Annotated in this window: 16 protein-coding genes; 9 read left to right on the plus strand and 7 right to left on the minus strand. The window is 36.2% G+C overall.

Annotation, left to right across the window (positions count from 1 at the left end):
• The first annotated feature begins 184 nt into the window (after nucleotides 1-184).
• From F5ESL0261_RS00690 to F5ESL0261_RS00705, 4 genes are all read left to right on the plus strand, one after another.
• A complete protein-coding gene (locus tag F5ESL0261_RS00690; RefSeq protein WP_045927390.1) occupies nucleotides 185-544 on the plus strand; it encodes an iron-sulfur cluster biosynthesis family protein in 360 nt (119 codons plus the stop codon).
• A 178-nt stretch (nucleotides 545-722) separates the two neighbouring features.
• Complete coding sequence (locus F5ESL0261_RS00695; protein ID WP_122051793.1) at nucleotides 723-863, plus strand: hypothetical protein; 141 nt, start codon at nucleotides 723-725, stop codon at nucleotides 861-863.
• A 120-nt stretch (nucleotides 864-983) separates the two neighbouring features.
• On the plus strand, nucleotides 984-1,901 hold the full coding sequence (locus tag F5ESL0261_RS00700; protein ID WP_122051794.1) for an HNH endonuclease: 918 nt from the start codon (nucleotides 984-986) through the stop codon (nucleotides 1,899-1,901).
• A 47-nt stretch (nucleotides 1,902-1,948) separates the two neighbouring features.
• Entirely contained in the window at nucleotides 1,949-3,907 is a 1,959-nt protein-coding gene (locus F5ESL0261_RS00705; protein WP_158595174.1) for a BspA family leucine-rich repeat surface protein, read from the plus strand.
• Nucleotides 3,908-3,976: 69 nt separating this feature from the next.
• On the opposite strand, the gene F5ESL0261_RS00710 is transcribed toward F5ESL0261_RS00705, so the two are convergent.
• Nucleotides 3,977-5,500, minus strand: coding sequence for an SLAP domain-containing protein (locus F5ESL0261_RS00710; RefSeq protein WP_122051796.1), 1,524 nt, complete (start codon nucleotides 5,498-5,500; stop codon nucleotides 3,977-3,979).
• Nucleotides 5,501-5,677: 177 nt separating this feature from the next.
• On the opposite strand from F5ESL0261_RS00710, the gene F5ESL0261_RS00715 reads away from it, so the two are divergent.
• On the plus strand, nucleotides 5,678-7,519 hold the full coding sequence (locus tag F5ESL0261_RS00715) for a BspA family leucine-rich repeat surface protein (protein WP_158595175.1): 1,842 nt from the start codon (nucleotides 5,678-5,680) through the stop codon (nucleotides 7,517-7,519).
• 65 nt (nucleotides 7,520-7,584) lie between these two features.
• Here F5ESL0261_RS00715 and F5ESL0261_RS00720 read toward each other — a convergent pair whose 3' ends face one another.
• The gene (locus F5ESL0261_RS00720) at nucleotides 7,585-9,105 is read right to left on the minus strand and encodes an SLAP domain-containing protein (RefSeq protein WP_122051798.1); all 1,521 of its coding nucleotides are present in this window, start codon (nucleotides 9,103-9,105) and stop codon (nucleotides 7,585-7,587) included.
• A gap of 200 nt (nucleotides 9,106-9,305) precedes the next feature.
• Here F5ESL0261_RS00720 and F5ESL0261_RS00725 point away from each other — a divergent pair, with 200 nt between their 5' ends.
• On the plus strand, nucleotides 9,306-11,312 hold the full coding sequence (locus F5ESL0261_RS00725; protein ID WP_158595176.1) for a BspA family leucine-rich repeat surface protein: 2,007 nt from the start codon (nucleotides 9,306-9,308) through the stop codon (nucleotides 11,310-11,312).
• Between the two features lie 73 nt (nucleotides 11,313-11,385).
• Here F5ESL0261_RS00725 and F5ESL0261_RS00730 read toward each other — a convergent pair whose 3' ends face one another.
• Both F5ESL0261_RS00730 and F5ESL0261_RS00735 read right to left on the minus strand, forming a co-directional pair.
• Nucleotides 11,386-12,219 (minus strand): hypothetical protein, encoded by an 834-nt coding sequence (locus F5ESL0261_RS00730; protein ID WP_122051800.1) that lies wholly within the window; start codon nucleotides 12,217-12,219, stop codon nucleotides 11,386-11,388.
• A gap of 202 nt (nucleotides 12,220-12,421) precedes the next feature.
• On the minus strand, nucleotides 12,422-13,945 hold the full coding sequence (locus F5ESL0261_RS00735) for an SLAP domain-containing protein (protein ID WP_122051801.1): 1,524 nt from the start codon (nucleotides 13,943-13,945) through the stop codon (nucleotides 12,422-12,424).
• Nucleotides 13,946-14,105: 160 nt separating this feature from the next.
• Between F5ESL0261_RS00735 and F5ESL0261_RS00740 the strand changes: the two genes are divergently transcribed.
• Nucleotides 14,106-15,428 (plus strand): replication-associated recombination protein A, encoded by a 1,323-nt coding sequence (locus tag F5ESL0261_RS00740; RefSeq protein WP_122051802.1) that lies wholly within the window; start codon nucleotides 14,106-14,108, stop codon nucleotides 15,426-15,428.
• A gap of 200 nt (nucleotides 15,429-15,628) precedes the next feature.
• Here F5ESL0261_RS00740 and F5ESL0261_RS00745 read toward each other — a convergent pair whose 3' ends face one another.
• Nucleotides 15,629-15,940, minus strand: a complete 312-nt coding sequence (locus F5ESL0261_RS00745) for a hypothetical protein (RefSeq protein ID WP_122051803.1) — start codon at nucleotides 15,938-15,940, stop codon at nucleotides 15,629-15,631.
• Between the two features lie 387 nt (nucleotides 15,941-16,327).
• On the opposite strand from F5ESL0261_RS00745, the gene F5ESL0261_RS00750 reads away from it, so the two are divergent.
• Entirely contained in the window at nucleotides 16,328-16,699 is a 372-nt protein-coding gene (locus F5ESL0261_RS00750) for a hypothetical protein (RefSeq protein WP_122051804.1), read from the plus strand.
• Nucleotides 16,700-16,965: 266 nt separating this feature from the next.
• Nucleotides 16,966-17,883 carry an alpha/beta fold hydrolase gene (locus tag F5ESL0261_RS00755; RefSeq protein WP_158595177.1) on the plus strand — a complete coding sequence of 306 codons (918 nt, stop codon included), beginning with the start codon at nucleotides 16,966-16,968 and terminating at the stop codon, nucleotides 17,881-17,883.
• Nucleotides 17,884-17,947: 64 nt separating this feature from the next.
• On the opposite strand, the gene F5ESL0261_RS00760 is transcribed toward F5ESL0261_RS00755, so the two are convergent.
• Together F5ESL0261_RS00760 and F5ESL0261_RS00765 are read right to left on the minus strand one after the other, a co-directional pair.
• Nucleotides 17,948-18,697: an amino acid ABC transporter ATP-binding protein gene (locus F5ESL0261_RS00760; RefSeq protein WP_122051806.1), complete on the minus strand. Its 750-nt coding sequence runs from the start codon at nucleotides 18,695-18,697 to the stop codon at nucleotides 17,948-17,950.
• Nucleotides 18,697-20,322, minus strand: coding sequence for an ABC transporter substrate-binding protein/permease (locus F5ESL0261_RS00765; RefSeq protein WP_122051807.1), 1,626 nt, complete (start codon nucleotides 20,320-20,322; stop codon nucleotides 18,697-18,699). Before F5ESL0261_RS00765 ends, F5ESL0261_RS00760 begins: the two co-directional genes overlap by 1 nt.
• Nucleotides 20,323-20,583 lie beyond the last annotated feature (261 nt).

Consider the following 20,583-nt stretch of genomic DNA (forward strand, 5'->3'; position numbering starts at 1 on the left):
GTCCCCTTTCACAAGTTATAATCATCTATAATCGCTATATACATTTTGACCTTTTTTTCTGTTATACGCAATAATAAATTTTTCATGGTGAAAAGCACTTTTACTATAAACATAATTTTTGACACTATAACTTAATATATCCTATACTGGAGAAAATTGCTAAGGATTAGGAGGAAATATTAAAATGAGTAATTCCGAATCAGTTAAAATGAATGTTAAAGCAGGTGCAGCTGAGAAAATCAAGAAAAGTGTGAAAGACGGACAAGTTGTTTTGCTTTCATTAAATGACGGTTCCAACAAATATTCTAACATTGCCGGTAGCTGTGCTGCCGGGACTCGTTTTCAATTTGTAGTCTTGGATCAGCAAGACCCAGACTTTTCACTTAAAGTTGAAAATAATATTGGCTTAAATTTATACACCAGTCCTGCAGAAATGCAATATTTAGGCAACGATTTGGTAGTAGATGAAAAGAATGCGGCCATTAGTTTAGCCGATGACAGTGGCGTAATTGATGCTGCCATGACAGTTAGTGAAAATAATTAGTGCATTTAACTAATAATATGTACTCAAAAATAACTTTATATTTAGCGTTCCAGAATGGAGCGCTTTTTATTTTAAATGGCAAAACAGAACGGTTCAGTATGAGCGCATCTTGCTTCAAAAAGTCCTAAGTGTTAAACTATATAAGATTTTCGAAAATCTTGAAAGGAAGTATAGTACTATGCGTAAAGGTGAAAATTACAACACTGGTTGTGAACCAAACCAAAGACCTAAGAACAAGAAGAACGGCAGAAAACGCGTTGCGCACGTGGCAGCAGTCGTTGCTTTCTTGAACAAGGCCAAAGCAGACGAAAATAAATAGTTTGTTTTTAAACAAAACTAAAAGGTGGATGAAGTTTTCGTCCGCCTTTTTTTATTGCTCTAAATTGAGTAGAATTAGATTAATGATACATACATTTTGCTCTAAGGAGAACGCTTAAAAGTGAAATTTCAATGCAGTGCATGCGGTTTGCGCATAAATGCCAAACATTTTAAACAAACGGGCTTGATTAACCCTAAATTAACTAGTATTTGCGATCTGTGTATCCAAAGAGGAGAAGCACCGGAGAATTTTGCTAATATTGCAGTGAAAGTCTTTGCGCAATGTCTGCTGTTTACTTTTGTCGGAAAAGATGAAGACTCAGATAATCCTACGTTTTTAATTGCCAAAAATGACGTGCGCAAGCGTTATGAAGCCTTTATTCAGGATTATGACGGCAATGAATTAGCCCAGCAACAACTATCAGCACAAGATTTTAATCAGGCAGTAATTGACAGTGAGACGGGTCAAACTGGCTTTATACCCAGCAGCGAATTTACTTTTGCTGAAAACCTAAGTAGATTAGGCTTAAACGTCGACTTTAAACTCAATGAAGTGGATTATATTGACCGTGAGCGTATTCGGGCCAAGTACCATTACCGCTGCCAATATTGCGGCAGGCGCGGCCGCAGCGTTGATCACAAAGATCCGGTTTCACTGTCACATAATAATGATTTTGACAACCTGATTTTATCTTGCACGGAATGCAACCGTATTAAGTCCAACATGCCCTACAAATTATTTGTCAGTTTGAATAATGAAATTCCTGAAGTTAACCAAAAACTGGTCAAATATGAAGACGCTCTTGCTACATTGAAGGGTGAATTTGAGGAAAGACGACGCGAATTAGCCGCTAAAATGCACCTGAAGGGCGTTGTTAATGATCCTGAACTTGACCAGATCCGTAAGCAAAACAAAAAATTGCAGGATGCAATTGATAGCTTGGAGAGCGATTATTCTGACTTGCGTTCTTTGCGCGAGCAGCATTTTATGACTGGCTGGAAACTAGCGCAAGTAAACGCAAAAGAAGATATTATTTAACTTTTAAAAGGCTTACAATGAAATTAAGAGGAAAAGGAGGTCAGAAAATGAAGTTAACTAAATTCAAGCAAAATATTTTAGCAAAAATGGGTATCAGTATGGCTGCCATAGTCTTGGGCATGATGAGTGGCGCTAATCTGGTGCAAAATGTTTTGGCAGCTTCTGCAACACCTGCTGCTAAAGATCAAACTGCAAAAATAACACCGAATGCACCCAGTACTAGCAATAATCAGCTGGGCTTTTGGACTGGCACTGATGGCAGCTGCACGTGGCAATATGATGTCCTTACCAATACGCTGACTGTTAGCGGCGCTAAAGGAGCACAATTGTCAAGCACACCTTTTACTAAAGAATTCAAATGGGCTGGAAGTATTGAACATATCGTTTTTGAAAATCCGTTTAAGTTACCTGCAAATTCAAAAGAAAAATTTGCTAATTTGAGATATTTGTTTGATATTAAGGGTTTAGAGAACGCTGATACCAGTGAGGTAACCGATATGTCTGGTTTATTTGCCGGTGATATGAACCTTAATAGTTTAGATATTAGTAATTTTGATACTGATAAAGTTACAGATATGAGTAACATGTTCTTTAAATTAGGTATGGATAATGTTACTGCCATAGCAATAGATTTGAGTAAATTGAATACCGCAAATGTAACCACTATGAACAGCATGTTTGCGGCGGCCAATTTTAAAAAGCTGGATTTAAAAAACTTTAATACTAGCAAAGTAACCGATATGGCAAATATGTTTTCCAGTTCCAAGGCAGAAACGATTAATGTAGATAGCTTTGATACCAGTAAAGTACAAAATATGAGCGGAATGTTCAATAATTGCCTGATTAAACAGCTCGACTGCTCAGGCTTTAATACCAAAAACGTCACGGACATGAGCAGCATGTTTTCTCATAGTGAGAACATAACAACTCTAAACTTGAACAATTTTAATACTATTAATGTCCAAAATATGAAAACTATGTTTTTTGGGGATGCAAATTTGACCAGTTTGGATTTGAGTAATTTTGATACTAGTAAAGTAACTAATATGTCAGGCATGTTTTCAAACGATACAGCATTAAAACAACTTAATTTAACGGGCTGGAATACTGCCAATGTTACTGATATGAGCACTATGTTTGCTGGATTAAAGAATATGGTCAGCTTGGATATTAAGCACTTTAATACCAGCAAGGTGACTGATATGTATAGCATGTTTAGCGATGCTGAAAATTTAACTGATTTTGATATTAGTCATTTTGATACCAGCAAGGTGACTAACACCAGCTATATGTTTTCTGGTATGAAAAAAATTACCAGCTTAGATTTAAGTCATTTTAATACTAAGTCTAATACGACTTTGTTTGGCATGTTTAGTGATGATGACAACTTAAAAACGGTTAATTTGAAAGGCTGGAATACCAAACGGGTCAGGAGTATGAGTCGCATGTTTAAAAATGACCCGCAGCTGGTCAATATTAATTTAAGTCATCTTAAAACTAATAGTCTCACTGAAGCATATGAGATGTTTAAAAATGATCGGAGTCTCAAAACTGTTGATTTACATAATTGGAACACCCGTAAATTAACTGAAGTAAGTGAGATGTTCGCTCAATGTCCTAATCTTACTAATGTTAATTTACACGGCTGGCACATGCCTAAACTGACTGATTCGACAGATATGTTTATGCAGGACAAGAAATTAGCAGGGGTTGATCTGACTAATTTTAATATTCATAACAGCAGGATTTTAAATCAGGCAGGAAATCCTAAAGGATTTGCTGTGAAGCTGGGCCACTACCGTTTGCGTAAAAGTTCAGGTGTAGGTCAAGGATTTAAGCACATTCAAGCTGTAGGCAAAGGAACAATTAGAAAACCTAAAGGCAAAAAATATACTGCAAAGCAATTATTTAAGCTATATAATCACTCTGCCAAAAAGAGCCCTAGAGAAACCTATGTCATGTATAACGGTAAAAAACCACAGTTACCAAAATCATTTCATTTTTGATTTTTAGTAAAATAAAAGGATTAGCTCATTTCAGAACTAATCCTTTTTAGTTTGTCTTTCTAGTAAACTTTAGGCAAATTCAGGGAAGTTTAAAGTTTTTATCTGTGTTTTAGTGGTTTTTAACAGCCAGATTGCCTGATCTACTTGTGCCAGCGTTGCTTTGCTCGACCGTAAGACGACAGCAGCATTAGCTAAAGCATAGTCATAGCTCTGCATAAGTGCATCATAGTGAACACTCTCATTAATAGTTTGCTGTCCAGAATCAAAGTCTTTCTGGAGCTTCACTTTATCGCTGTCGGTTGCTACTTTTTGTTTCTGCTCAGCTGCTAATGAAGTGTTTACAGGAGAAAGTTTTATGCCCCTGCTAAATTTCACATCACTTGCTTTGACGAAACTGTTAGCTGCTATTATTTTTTCATTAGTGGTGAGAATGATCGGACCATATTTTTTGTCAGTCGCCGGGGCCTTTAATTGTGTGCCATCATTATTGATAAGGGCTTTTCTATCTAAATTGTTACTCAGAAGGTGGTAATACAACTCAGCTTTGTTTGTAGCCGTATTCCAAATATAGAATAAGCCGTCAACATTAAAGTCAGACTGCTTTGCAGTGTTAAAACTAATCCCAACGGGTTTTCCTGTGGCGTCATAAAGCTTAACGTTTGCAGTAGTCTTTGCAGTAACAAAACTATAGGTTAAATCAGAGTAGTCGGTCGTTGGTAAATAATTTCTCAGGTTGATACAGTTTTCATCTATGTATTCATCATGATGATTATGCAGGCGGAAAATATAGCCTTCAAAATCTTCTGCCCAAGGCGTAACGGCTAAGTCAACTTTTATTTTCTGCCCCTTTTTTAAAATATGTTTGGTTTTCATTTCGTTTAAAGTCTGAGTGGCTGTCTTTTTAAGAACGGTGGCCGTTGTAACCCCATTGTAAGTTAAAGGATAACCATCTAAACTTGCAACATTATAGGCTTTGACATAGCGATTTTTACCAATGGCATAATAATTTTTCCCTTTAATTTTTGTGAGTGGCAGATAGAAAATATGCTCATTGTTATCTGAGTTAAAGTACTTAGTATAATAGTATTTTGGTTTTGCTTTAACTTGCTTAACTTTGCCTTGATATTTAACAATAGCGCGCTTAGGTAAAGTGTGGCCAGTCTTGTTACCGGCTTTAGTATATACAGCTGATTTTTGTAATAAAACCAATTTGCCCTTTTTGCTGTTTTTACCGTTAACTTCCATGACATCTGCGGCATTAATGTAGCAACCATTACCAATATTATAGAATTTTTGGTCCTTAATTTTTCTAGTGCCGTAGTATTTCATAACATCTGCATTAAAGCTATAGATATACTTATAACCACTGGCATCATCTTGAGCATAGGGCAGATATTTGTTCTTGTTTTTAATTTTATGCCCATATTTATTATAAAGATGGGCACCATAGATTAAAGTGATTTTACCCTTTGCGGTCTTTTTACTGTTTTTGGCAGCTGCAACCGTTTGTATTTGATTGCAATTTACTAAAAAAGGTGTGACGACCAATGCCAAAGACGTGATCGCCAAACAGATTTTTTTGGTTAATTTCATGATTTACCTCCTTACTAATTCTTTCTACTAAATTTATTATAACCTAATATAGGTGCAGCAATACATGTCTTATGATAAATGAATAAAAGGCTGACAAAGTTTAACTTAAGTTTCAAATCATTAATAAGTTTTAAGCAAAAAACCCGTATAATTAGGGTAAGAGAAAAGAGGTATCAGATGAAGCTTTTAAATTTAATCAAGTTTGAAAAAACTGGGATAGGTATTGCAACAATGGCATTAGGTTTAGTCGTAACGGTGCAAACAAACGTAAATGTTGCTGCTGCAACAGAAACTCCTGCTGTTGTCCCAATTAGTGCGACAGGTTTGCCATCTGATGCCGGTCTTTGGACTGGCACTGATGGCAGCTGCACATGGCAATACGACGTTATTAGTAGAACTCTGCGGATTAGTGGCGCGCAAAAGACCAGTCAATTATCCAGCACACCGTTTTTAAAGCAGTTTAAATGGTCTGGCAATATTGAGCATATTGTGTTTGAAACACCAGTTCAAATGGCTCCGAATTCGGCAGAAAAGTTTTCCGGTCTTGAGTATTTGGAGGATATTACAGGTCTCGACAAAGTTGATACTAGTCAAGTGACAAATATGGCTTTGCTTTTTACTAATGACAAAGCTCTAACTAAAGCTGATGTGAGTCACTTTGATACCAGCCAAGTGACTAACATGGAACGAATGTTTGACAATACAGCCTTAACAGAAGTAGATTTGAGCAGTTTTAATACCAGCAAAGTCACAAATATGAGCGGTATGTTTAGAAACAGCCAGTTGAAACATCTTAATCTGAAAAGTTTTGCTACCAGCCAGGTGACCGATATGGGAGATATGTTTGCGGATAGCGATGTGGCAGAGCTTGATCTGGCTAATTTTAATACCGGTAATGTCACTAACATGTCTGGTATGTTTGCTGGAATAAAAGTTCCTGAACTAAATCTTGAGCACTTTAACACTAGTAAAGTTAATAATATGTCTGGTATGTTTTCCAGTACCCAAAATCTGTCAAGTCTTGATTTGAGCAATTTTGATACTAGTCAAGTGACTGATATGGCTGAAATGTTTAGGGGTAGTAAAGTTACTCACTTAAACTTGGCTAATTGGGACACCAAAAACGTTACCAGTATGAAAAATATGTTCCAAGCGTGTTCTAATTTAACTAAACTTGACTTAAGCGGCTTTAATACCGGTAATGTTACAGATATGTCGGGGATGTTTGCAAAATTCGCTCATTTGGATCAGCTAAATTTCAGTTACTTTGATACGAGTAAAGTTAAAGATATGAAAGAAATGTTCGCAGACAATCCAGCTGTTACTAGTTTGGATTTAAGCAGTTTTGATACCAGCAACGTTACTAATATGATCTCGCTGTTTTCTGGAGACAGCTCTTTGGCTAAACTCAATTTAACGGGCTGGAATACCAAGAACGTACGCTGGATGAATTCAATGTTCAGTGGCGACAGCAGTCTAAAAGACATTGACTTGAGTCACTTTAATACTGCCAACGTTACTGATATGCTGAGGATGTTTAAAGGTGCAAAAAGTCTTGAGCAGCTTGACCTGCATACTTGGGATACACGTCAGGTTACCAGGGTCAGTCAAATGTTTATGGACTGTAATAATCTTGTTTTTGTTGATTTGCGTGGCTGGCGGTTACCAAAAATGTATGATTCAACGGAAATGTTTACTAATGATCAAGAGCTCGCTGGAGTTGATTTAAGCCATTTTAATATTCATAATAGTCAGATTTTGAAAAATGCTGGTAATCCTAAAGGATTTGTTGTCAAGCTCGGTCATTACCGCTTACGTAAGAGTTCAGGAGTAGGCCAAGGCTTTAAACATATTCAAGCTGTTGGCAAAGGCACAATTGTCAAGCCTCGGGGCAAAAAATATACGGAAAAACAATTGCTAAAACTGTATAACCATTCGGCTAAAAAGAGTCCTAAAGAAACTTATGTTATGTATAATGGCAAAAAGCCCCAGCTGCCTAAAGGATTCAATCTCAAATAGATAAGACAAAAAAGGCTAGTTCGTAATTAAAAACGAATTAGCCTTTTTCTATTAGTCTAAAAGATTTAATCGCCCTGAGGAACAGACATAGTTGTCAGTTGCTCTTTAGCAGTTTTAACATACCAGACAGCTTCAGCAACTTGGGCGATAGTTGCCTTATCAGATCTTATTATGGCAGAGGCATTACTTAAGGAGCTATCATAATTATTCATTAGATCCGTATCATATTTAGCGTTTTGATCTAAATCTTTGCCCTCATTAAAAAGTGCTAGTAATTCTTGCTTGTCAGCAGTCGTTGCAATTCTTTGATCATTTTTGGCCTGCTCAATCGTATTAAGTGCTTTCAGCTTTAACCCGCTGACGTATTTAACATCGCTGACTTTGATAAAGTTATTGCCATAGTTTAATTTTTGGTTATTACTGTGGGTTACTGAATCTTGATCTGGTATCGGATTTGGTTGTTTGTCATCAATCACATTAGTATCGCTGTAATTTAGGCAGTGATAAAACAGTTCCGCCTTGTTTTTCTCAGGAATCCACAAGTACATTAAGCCATCAACCGTCAGATTACTATGTGTCGGCTTCATGATATGCTTGCCAGTTGCCTTACCGGAAGTATCATAAAGTTCAACGCTGTTGCCTGCTAATGGGGTGACATAAGTGTAGACTAAGTCACTGTAATCAATAATAGGCAGGTTCCTTTTCAGTTTAACTTCGTATTCTGAAACATATTCATCTGGGTGATCGTGCAATCTGTATATATAACCCTCAAAGCCATCAATTTCGTATGGAATAACAGTTAAATCAAGTTTAATCTTTTGTCCTTTTTTCAGTTTCCGCTTTGCAGCAGAATAATTTACCGTTGTGCTGGAGGTGTTCCTAAGGACAGTCGCTGACGAAACACCATTGTAGCGAGCAATGTGACCGTTAATGTAGCCGACATTAGCTGCCTTAATGTAGCGATTATGTCCTAAAGAGTAATAATATTTCCCTTTAATTTTATGAGTAGGTATATATCTGGGCTTGAAGTATCTGTCTAAATCATTAAGATAATAAAAGTATTTGGGTGTTTTAGTAGCAGTCTTAGCTTTTCCTTGATACTTGACAATTGCATCAGTTCTTAATTTCTTACCAGTTGCTTTGCCAGTCTTGGTGTAAATCAATGAATTGTGACTTAATACTAGTTTGCCTTTTTTAATATTATGGCCCTTTACTTCTAAAATATCGGCATTTTTAACGTAATAGTTATGACCAAGGTTGTAAAATTTTTGCCCGTTAATTTTTTTAGTACCGTAGTAGGAATAACTGGTTCTGCCATCGCTGTATTCATCAATTTCCATGTCAGTAATCACGTAGCCCTTGGAATCAGCGCTAAAGCCTTCAGGAACGGTAAAGCCGTGAGAAATATTCAATTTTATTTTATGACCTGACGGATTGTAAACATAATCGTTTTTAAGCAGCGTAACTTCTCCTTTGGCTTTCTGAGCAGCTTCTACTGTTTGGGAATTGGTGATATTTGGCAATAATGGACCAGCAGTTAATAATAAGGCTGTTAGTCCAATACAAATTTTCTTAAAACGTTTCATATTATGACCTCGCAAATTATGACCTTACAAAAATGAGCTTATAATTTAATGTTATCGTAACCCAAAATGAAACTCAAATTTATTTTATCTGGTAAATTTAATGGATTTTGCCTGGCTTTCATTATTTTTAACAACTAGGAAAATTATATTTTGGGTTTGAAACGGCTTATAATTAAGTTAATGAAAAGGAGGTCATGATAATGAATCATAACCATTCAAGACAAATTTTAAGTTTAGTTAAAAAAGTTGGTATTAGCAGCAGTCTTGCTTTTTGTGGTCTGAACTTAATGGCAGCTGCTGTTAAGCCGGTTTCTGCTGCAACTAATAAACCTGATGCTAGCGATCAAGTGAATAATGATATTCAAGAAATACCAGGTATTTGGTCAGGCAAAGATGGTGACTGCAGCTGGAATTATGATATTGTTACCAGAACCCTGACAATTAAAGGAACTCAGAAAAATAGCACTCTTTCGAGTCGCCCGTTTAATGAAGAATGGAGTTGGGGGAATAATATTACCCATATTGTTTTTGCCTCCCCCGTAAAACTTCCTGCAGATTCAAAATATAAGTTTAGCGAGCTAAATAATTTGAAAGACATTAAGGGACTGGACTTAGTTGACACCAGTGAAGTCACTGACATGAGTGGCTTGTTTGATATGGATCAGGCTCTGACTGAGCTTGATTTAAGTCACTTTCAAACTGATAAAGTAACTGATATGAGTAGAATGTTTGAGTCTACAGGACTATCAACGCTAGATTTGAGCAGTTTTAATACTAGCAATGTCACTAACATGAATTATATGTTTAGTAATTGCACTGCTGAAAACATTAACTTGACCAGTTTTAATACTAGTAATGTCACTAAAATGGATTATATGTTTAATGGCTGCACTGCCAAAAGCATTAACTTGAGTAGTTTTAACACCAGTCGCGTTACTGAAATGAGTAATATGTTTAGTCTAACCAAACTTCAAAATCTTAATTTTGCTGACCTTGATACAAGCAATGTGACTGATATGTCAGGAATGTTTGAGCGGGCTGATATTTCTAATTTAGATTTTGCCAAACTCAATACTAGTAAAGTTACAGACATGGAATACATGTTCTCAGGAACAACCGGGGTAAAGACCCTGGATCTTAGCTCATTAGATACCAGTAACGTTGTCAAGATGTCAAATATGTTTGCTTCAAGCAAAATAACAAAATTAGTTTTAGACAATTGGGACACCAATAAGGTAAAAGATATGTCGTATATGTTTGCTGACTGTCCTAATTTAACGGATGTTGACTTAAGCAAATTGCATACGGCGAATGTCACAAACATGTCATACATGTTCGAAGGCTTTTCACAGATAGAGCAATTAAATCTAGCCAAACTTGATACTCATAATGTTAAAAACATGAGAGGAATGTTTGCGAAAAATCCTAATCTAAAGAGTATAAATTTGAATCATTTAGATACGTCAAATGCAACCAATATGCGGGAAATGTTTGCAAAAAATCCTAATTTAAAAAGTATAAATTTAAATCATTTAGATACATCAAATGTAACTAATATGCGGGAAATGTTTGCGGAAGATCCTAATATAGAAAGTCTAGATTTAAGTCATTTAAATATTGCCAAAGTTACCACCATGTGGGGGATGTTTACTGGAGATTATTCTTTAACCAATTTGAACTTGGATGGCTGGAACACTGAGAATGTTAAAGACATGACTTATATGTTTATTGATAATAAGAGTTTGGTTAGCATAGATCTTTCGCATTTCAAAATGACTAATGTTACTAGTACGACTGGGATGTTTAATGATTGTACTAATCTGATGTATGTGAATTTAAGTGGCTGGCATTTACCGAAATTAAAATCTTCAACTATAATGTTTGAAAACGATAAAAAATTAGTTGGAGTTGATTTAAGCCATTTTAACATTCATAACAGTCAGATTTTGCTCAACGCTGGTAATCCTAAAGGTTTTGTTGTCAAGCTTGGGCATTACCGCTTACGTAAGAGTTCGGGAGTAGGCAAAGGCTTTAAACATATCCAAGCAGTGGGTAAAGGGACAATTAGAAAACCTAAAGGCAAAAAATATACTGCAAAACAATTGCTAAAACTGTATAACCATTCGGCTAAAAAGAGTCCTAAAGAAACCTATGTCATGTATAATGGCAAAAAACCACAGCTGCCTAAAGGGTTCAAGCTTAAATAGATAAGATAAAAAAGGCTAGTTCGTTTTTAACTACGAATTAGCCTTTTTGTTTTATAAGTGAAGAAATAGAAAATTATTTTAATTTACCTTCATCAATAAGTTTATCGTCACGTTTTGCCAGTTTCTTGTTATGTGCCTCATAACCTTTATCAGATAAGTCGGCATTAAACTTGTATCCCCGTTTCTTTAAAGCATTAATATCTTTTTCCATTAATGGTGTATTTACTTTAGGATGTTTCTTATAATATTTATAATCGTTTAAATAATTCCCATATACTATAACATCACTCCAGCCTTCATGTTTCTTAACCTTATTTTTCTTAGGAGGATTTACTGGTTGTGGCTTCAGATCACCCGATGGTTTAGTAGTAGGAACATTTTCCAATTTAATCTGTCTGTTTAACCATTTAATTTCTGCATTAAGATATTTCTTGAAAGTCTTGGCATACTTAGTCTTATAATTTTTAAAATGCTTCAAGACCTTTTTGTAAAGGGCTAATTTTTTAGTCTTATTCGTTAGCTTCTGCCCCTTCTTGACGTTCTTATTGAAATAATTATTTGCTTTTTGGTGGCGTTTTGACCAAGTTTTCTTAGTTTTGTGGATATTGGTCTTTGGTTCGGGATCATTATCTTGGATAGGTTGCGAAATTGGTTCAGCTACAGGGCAAGATATTTCTGATATTAATACGTGGGTATCTTGGATAGGTTGCGAAATTGGTTCAGCTACAGGAGTTTCAGTTTTATCTGTTGCACTTGTGTCTGGATTATTTGTATTAGTGTTGGTATTAGTATTTGTTTGGTTAGTTGCAGCGACATCTGCTAAAACAGCTGAAGTTTGACTAATAACTGGCGCTAAAACGGTAATACCCACGACAGCTGCAACAATAATATTTTTATGTAATTTCACTTTGGTTTACTCCTTTAAATTTGATTTCAATAACCTTTATCGCTAGGCTGGTCATCACGTTTTGTCAGTTGATAGCTGTTTTTTAATAACTAATAAATCGGCATTAAACTGATAGTCTCGTTTTCGCCAGACTCTACATATTGTCTATTATATTTGCTTGGACTATTTTTGTAAAACTAATATTGCTCCGGCCAGTAGCCATTTAATCACCCGGCGGAGTAGACATAGTTGTCAGCTGCTCTTTAGCGGTTTTTACATACCAGACAGCCTCATCTACCTGTGTGACAGTTGCCTTATCAGACCTTAACATAGCAGAAGCGTTTCTTAAGGCACAATCATAATTAGACATAAGATCATGATAAGCGCTATTTTGTGCTAGATCTTTTCCTTCATTAAAAAGTGTGAGCAGTTCCTGTTTGTCAGCTCCTGTCGCAATTTTTTGCCCATTTTCAGCTTGCTCAATCGTATTCAGTGCTTTTAACTTTAACCCGCTGACGTATTTCACATCGTTCACCTTAATAAAGTTATTGCCATAGATTAGTGCTTGCTTTTTTGCAGGGTAAGTTGGCTCTGAATTTGGCACCGGGTTTGGTTGGTTGGCATCAATCACACTAGCGTCACTGTAATTTAAACAATGATAAAACAGTTCCGCCTTATTTTCCTCAGGTACCCAGAGGTACATTAAGCCATCAACTGTAAGATTACTGTATTGCGGCTTTATAATACGTTTACCAATTGTCTTGCCAGATGTGTCATAAAGTTCAACGCTGTTATCTGTCACTGGCGTAACGTAAGTATAAACTAAGTCGCGATAGTCAATGATAGGCAAATTCTTTTTCAATTTAACATCGTCCTCATCAACATATTCATCCGGATAGTCGTGCAGTCTGTAAAGATAACCCTCAAAGCCATCATTTTGGTAAGGAATAACAGTTAAATCAAGTTTAATCTTCTGTCCTTTTTTCAGTTTACGTTTAACGGCAGAATAATTTACCGTTATGCTGGCTGTGTTCTTAAGAACAGTTGCTGACGAAACGCCGTTGTAGCGAGCAATATGACCGTTAATATAGCCGACGTTGGCTGCTTTAATGTAACTATTATGTCCTAAAGAGTAAAAATATTTTCCTTTTATTTTGTGGGCAGGTACGTATTTGGCTTGGAAGTACCTTGCGACATCATTAAGGTAGTAAAAATATTTGGGTGCTTTAGTAGCAGTCTTAGCTTTTCCTTGGTACTTAACAACTGTATTAGTTCTTAGTTTCTTTCCCGTTGTTTTGCCAGTCTTGGTGTAAATCAGTGCATCGTGCTTGATAGTCAATTTACCTTGTGTGATATTGCGCCCATTGACTTTTAAAACATTAGCATTATTAATGTAATAGTTATGCCCTAAGTGGTAAAATTTTTGTCCGTTAATTTTTTTAGTGCCGTAGTAGGGATAACTGGTTCTACTGTCATCATCATAAACTATCATTTCTGTAATCAAATAGCCTTTGGGATCAGCGCTAAAGCCGTTAGGAATGTTATAGCTATGTGTACCCCGATTTTGCTTCAATTTTATTTTATGGCCTGACGAGTTGTAAACATAATCACTCTCAAGCAGTGTGACTTTTCCTTTGGCTTTCTGAGCTGCTTCTACTGTTTGGGAGTTAGCGGTATATGGCAAAAATAGAGTGGTGGACAAAACCAGGGCTGTTAAGCCAATGCCAACTTTCTTGAAAAATTTCATATCTTCACCTCATTATCTGTGATTTTGTACCTAATATAATTATAACGTAAACTAGTTAGTAAAATCAGAGCAAACAGACGTTCATTTATTTTTGCTAGCGGACAAATACTTGTATAATTAGGTTAGTAAGTATCTAGAAGTAAATAAAGAAGATGTAATGATGAAGCAAGAATCATTATTTGCAAATAGTGGGCAAAATGAACCATTGGCTAACCGCGTACGGCCCCAAAACCTAGCTCAGTTTGTAGGGCAAGAACAGCTGCTGGGACCGGGGAAAATATTGCGGGAAATCATTGATAATGATCAGGTTTCCTCAATGATTTTTTGGGGACCACCGGGAGTCGGTAAAACGACTTTGGCTGAAATAATTGCCCGGCAGAGTCAAGCGAGCTTTTACAACTTTAGTGCGGTTGACAGCAGCATTACTAAAATCCGCAAAATTATGAAGCAGGCTGAAGCAGAACATGAAGTAGGGCAAAAAACACTGGTATTTGTAGATGAAATCCATCGCTTTAATAAAGCACAACAAGATGCTTTTTTACCCTACGTTGAGCGTGGCAGTATCATCTTAATTGGCGCCACGACCGAAAATCCTTCCTTTGAAGTTAACTCGGCGCTGCTTTCACGCTGCAAGGTTTTTGTCTTAAAACCGCTTGAAGTCAAAGATATCATTAAGTTATTACAAAATGCTTTACGCAACCCTAACGGTTTTGGCAAATTAACCGTTAAAATCAGTAAGCAAGAGATTAAAGCCATTGCCAAATTTGCTAACGGTGATGCCAGAACTGCTTTAAATACGCTGGAGATGGCAGTCTTAAACGGCAACAAAAGTGGTAATACGATTGCTGTGACTATGGATAGTCTTGAACAATTAATCACCCAAAAGTCGGTCCTGTATGATAAAGACGGAGAAGAACACTACAATATCATCTCCGCTTTGCATAAATCAATGCGTAACAGCGATGTGGACGCGGCAATTTATTGGCTGTCGCGGATGCTTGAAGGTGGAGAAGATCCGCTTTATATTGCACGTAGACTAGTGCGCTTTGCCAGTGAAGATATTGGCTTGGCAGATACTAATGCGCTGAATGTGGCGGTCAACGTTTTTCAGGCTTGTCAATTTATAGGGATGCCGGAATGTGATGTGCATTTGACAGAAGCTGTGATTTATCTGTCGCTTGCGCCAAAATCAAACTCAGTTTATAAAGCTAGATTAGCCGCTGAAGAAGATGTTAAGAAGACGATTGATGAACCAGTACCTTTGCAAATTCGCAATGCCCCGACTAAGTTAATGAAAGATTTGGGCTATGGTAAAGGTTACCAGCTCGCGCATTATGCTAAAGACAAGTTAACGACAATGAAAACTATGCCACCGAGTTTAGAGGGACACGAATATTATTTGCCAACCTCGCAGGGTCATGAAGACCGCTTTAAAAAGAGATTGGAACAGATTAAAGAATGGCACAAAGAACACGATAAATAGCGCTCAGCTTTTAAAGTCTAACCTCATTAGTTTTAATTACCGGGACACTAAAAGAATAATATAACAGATCGATTAGCTGGATGATGAATTAAGCGGACACTGCTATTTGAGCATCAACTAAAAAGCGGGCAAACCACAATTTAAGTGGTTTGCCTGTTTTTGTGCTCTTTCTTTTCTGTGGCAATATTTATTTAAATTCATTATTTGACGAAAACCATGTTGCCTGAAGCCCACATAATGTAAAAAAACAGAATAACACTAATTATTAGAGCTAATAGCCAACCCAAAACCAAACTTATAATAAAGATAATATGTCTGTATTGAAAAAATGTTGTCAATACTTCCGCCAAAACTGATAGTAGAAGACCTAAGGCGCCAACGCTTAAATCAACAGATTTGAAAAACGGTAAGATTAAAACCAATAAGAATGCGCCTAATACAATAAACCATAAATATTTATAGCCATGATCTATTAGCAGCTGTTTTTTCATCGTAGTCTGGTTTTTGAACATTATTAATAGCTCCAATCATGATATTGCCAAGATTTATTATGCACAAAGCAATATTAAATTTTTCACAGATACCAACTTTTCTATGTCTCTCTGAATTTTTTTTCAGATAAAAAAAGCAGTTTTAATTTAACTTAAAATTTCAGTTATACCTATGATAATAATAACTTATAGGTTAGTACATAACTATTAAGATGTAAAGCGAGTAATTAAAAATAAATTAAATTTATTGCCAAATATTATAAGAATAAGCGCAGTACTTATTATTTTTTATGATTTAATCGTAATTACTGATTATACTGTTGATTAACATTATATTTCGTTTATAATTATAAATTATATAATAATTAAAAAATTCAAAAAAGAAAGGCTATAGGAAATGAGATGAAAATGAAATTAGCAAGAGCTGCTTTACTATTATTGTGTCCATTTGGAATGGCGCTTTTTTTCTCCAATAAGCCGAATTTTAACTTAATATGGTCAATTAGTGCATTCATCATGACAATAATTGCTACAGTTTGGTTTGAAGTAAAAGAAGATACATTTATTGACCAAGTCGAAAATGACTTAATTTACTGTATGGTATTACAAGGCGCACCAATTAGCTTTGAAACTTTATATTTGTTAAATATGACAGATGAGCAAGAAGAGCACCCGTTATTGATACTCTTTATTATTGTCTTAAATTTAATTTGTGTGTTCTTACTTGACTATTTAATCAATCGAGTTAAATTTTACAAAGTTGAAGATAAAAATGATTAGAATTTAACATAATTTGAGTACCAGGCTATTAAAATGCTTGGTACTCTTTTCTAGCATAAAGTTCGTCAGACTTTTGATATATACTGTTTCCTCAGCTCGCTCTTCAGATAGCTTTTTCTTTAGTTTAGAGTAGACTCTTTTGATAAAAATTGCGTCAGTCTTGTAAATATAATTTGCAATTTACAAAGCAGAGACATTAATAATATACTTAAATAAAGTAGCAGTGTATGCATAATAATAATCGATTATATGAATATAGGCAAAAAATGAGTAGTACATCAGTGATAGAAAACGTAGAAATTAACGGCACTAAACTTTATTTTTCAATTAGTTCAAAGCAAAGCCGGAAACCAATCATTTTATATTTGCACGGTGGACCAGGAGATGCCTGCATTCCCTTGACCAAAAAGTTTAATAGCGAACTAGAAGATCATTTTATCTTTGTCAATCTGGAACAAAGAGGCAGCGGTCTGTCGTATTACAAATTCTCACCTGAAGAAAACTTATCTATTGATACCATCTTGGCAGATATTCATCAGTTTGTGCTTTATTTATTAAAACGGTTAAAACAAGATAAATTGATTATCATGGGTCATTCTTGGGGCACAGTTTTAGGACTCTATTTTATTCAAAAGTATCCAGAGCTGGTTACGGAATATATCGGAATAGGTCAAGTCGTTAATATGAAAAAGAATATTGCTTTACAAGAAGATTTTTTACGAACTAAGATGAAAAATACTGCCAAACTTGATCAGCTTGATTTTGTACATGAACCAACTAAAGCCAGCCTCAAATTAACTAAAATGATTGTGGCTTATGGCGGTTCAATCTATGGCGCTAAAAACTATCGTAAATTAATTTGGCCGTTTATATTGGCTAAAGATTATTCTTTTAAGGACTTAATTCATCGTTTGCAGGGCTCGAAGCAGTCAATTCAATATTTTTGGGAAGAACTCATGGACGTTAATTTTGAAAATGTTCTGCATTTTGCCGTTCCCATCATTTTTTGTGAGGGCAGGCATGACCACCATGTGTCCTCGCAGTTGACTGCAGAATATGCTGCTAGAATTACTAGTCCGTGCAATATAATTTGGTTTGATCATTCTGGTCATTTCCCGCAGTGGGAGGAGCCAACTAAATTTAATCAGGAAATTATTAGGCTTTTAGAGTCACAAGCAAACTAAAAAACTGGCAAATCACGTTATTAACAGCGTGAGTTTACCAGTTTTTTTGTTTAATTAGACCTTATTAATTATTCTGAAAATTACTCAAAAACTTGACGGTTTTTTCATTTTGCGGGTGATTGAATAATTGATCAGGTTTACCTTGTTCAGTAATTATTCCATCGCTGATGAAAAACATTTGGTCGGAAATCTCTTTAGCAAATGCCATTTCGTGGGTTACGATAATCATCGTTAAGCCTGTGGTAGCCAGGTTCTTCATGACGCTTAAAACTTCTCCGACCATTTCTGGATCCAAAGCACTAGTAGGCTCATCAAATAACAGAATTTCAGGATCCATGCAGATAGCACGGGCAATCGCGACCCTTTGTTGTTGTCCACCAGAAAGTTGACTCGGTCTGGCATTAACGTATTGTTCCATGCCCACCTTTTTCAGATTGGTAAGTGCAATTTGACGTGCCTCGTCTTTTGACCGTTTTAATACTAACTCTTGACCTACCATACAATTAGCTAAAACATTCTTATTTTCAAACAAGTCAAATTGTTGGAAAACCATGCCGACTTTAGCACGATAAATATTACGATTGTAGTTTGGTGCCAAAACATTTTCACCATGAAAATCAACTTCACCGGCAGTAGGTTCTTCAAGCAGGTTGATACAGCGCAAAGTAGTTGATTTACCGCCACCTGAAGGACCGATAATGGTGGCAATTTCACCTTTATTAATGTCAAAAGAGATATCTTTTAACACTTGGTGTTCACCAAATGTTTTCTTGATGTGCTTTAAACTTAAAATAGTTTCGTTTGTTTCAGTCATTAGTTCTTAGCCTCCATGTCTTTTGGTGTGCCCACTTGAACTTGGTTTGCCATTAAGTTGTAATTCTTACTTCCTTGGAGGTGTTTTTCAATTAAGTTGAATATTCTGGTAATGGTAAAGGTCAAGATGAGGTAGATAGCAGAAATTGTCAAGTAAGTTGGGAAGAACTTAAATGTCTGACTCGCAATAGTTGAACCAACAAAGAACAACTCTGATACGGAGATGATGCTCAAAACTGAGGTATCTTTGATATTAACGATAAATTCATTAGTAATTGAAGGAAGACAATTCTTGATTGCTTGTGGCAAAATAATATGCCACATTCTCTGGTTGTGGGTCATTCCTAGCGCACTGGCTGCTTCAAACTGACCTTCAGGTGTAGAAATAATTCCTCCCCGAATGATTTCGGCTAAATACGCTCCAGTGTTGATCGAAACAATGATTAGTGCGGCGACCGTTCTGTCAATATTCAGGTGCCAGAATTGGGCAATACCATAGTAAATCACAGCTGCTTGCACCATCATTGGTGTACCCCGGAAAATCTCAATATAAACCGAAAGCAGCCAGTTGACAAACTTGAGTAGCCATCTTTTACCACTGGTAGTTGGTGTAGGAATAGTTCTCACAATACCAACGGCCAAACCGATAAAGAAACCTGCAATGGTACCAACTGAAGCTAAAAGTAAGGTCATACCGATACCGTTTAAAATCATGCCGCCATATTGGCGCCACATTGATACTAACCACGGTTCTGACTTAGCCTTTTTACCTTTTTTATCATTATCAGTTTTAGGCTGCTCCTTAACAGCTTCAGTCATTAACCTAACCCTTTTTGCTTGAGGAATAGTAGCTAAAATTTGGTTGACACTCTTTAGTAGAGCCTTGTTAGGCTTGGCAATTCCGATTGAGGTAACAGATTCTTCCTTAGTAGCATGAAAACCAGCCATTTTGCTGACAGGAATTGACTTAATGTCAGGGTCAACCATCTTAAAGGAAGTTGATTCAGTGTCTTCGGCAACATAACCGTCAATAGTGCCAGAAATTAAACTTTGCCGCATTGCTGCAAAATCACGCATAGCTGGTTGTCTTTTAGCACCTTTTAACTGCTTGATTAAATCATAGTGGAAAGTACCTTGTTGCGCTGTTAATTTGGCACCCTTAAAGTCGGTCAGCTTTTTAGCGTTAGCATATCTGCTGTTAATCTTGGTAATTACCACAAAAGTACTGTTTCTATATGGCTTAGAGAAATTAATTGCTTTTTCACGTTCAGCTGTTGGGCTCATCCCAGCAATAATCAAATCGGCTTTGCCGCTGGTCAAAGCGGGGAGTAAACCATCCCATTCAGTCTTAACAACTTCTACTTTTCTATGTAATTTTTGACCAATAATTTTGGCAATTTTAACGTCATAACCATTGGCGTATTCTTTCGACCCTTCAATTGGCACAGCACCATTGGCATTATTAGTCTGTGTCCAATTGTACGGCTGATAATTAGCTTCCATGGCGACTTTTAGCGTACCATCATCCTTTTTGGCGTTAACTTCATTCAGACTAAAATTAGCCCCAATGCCCAAACAAGTGAATAAGGCAACTAAGGTAGCCAGCCACTTAAATCTTGACTTCATTTTGAAAACCTCCACAAAATATGTTTCAAATAAAGCCAATACAATAAAAGCGTAAATAAAAACCTCGCTGTTACGCAAAACAACGAGGTTATAATCTATTTTTTAAACAAATCATATAGCGCTCCCCGGGGACTAACCGGGACAGTCTGCAAAATATTCTCTTGCAGCCCAACAAAAAGATTGAAACGAACAACATTTTTGTTTCGGCAGTAATTCTTACGCTAATCTTCAAAGTGTTCGCTCACTCAGATTAGTTTTGTA

The sequence above is a fragment of the Lactobacillus sp. ESL0261 genome, assembly GCF_003693025.1.
Classification (GTDB): Bacteria; Bacillota; Bacilli; order Lactobacillales; family Lactobacillaceae; genus Lactobacillus; species Lactobacillus kullabergensis.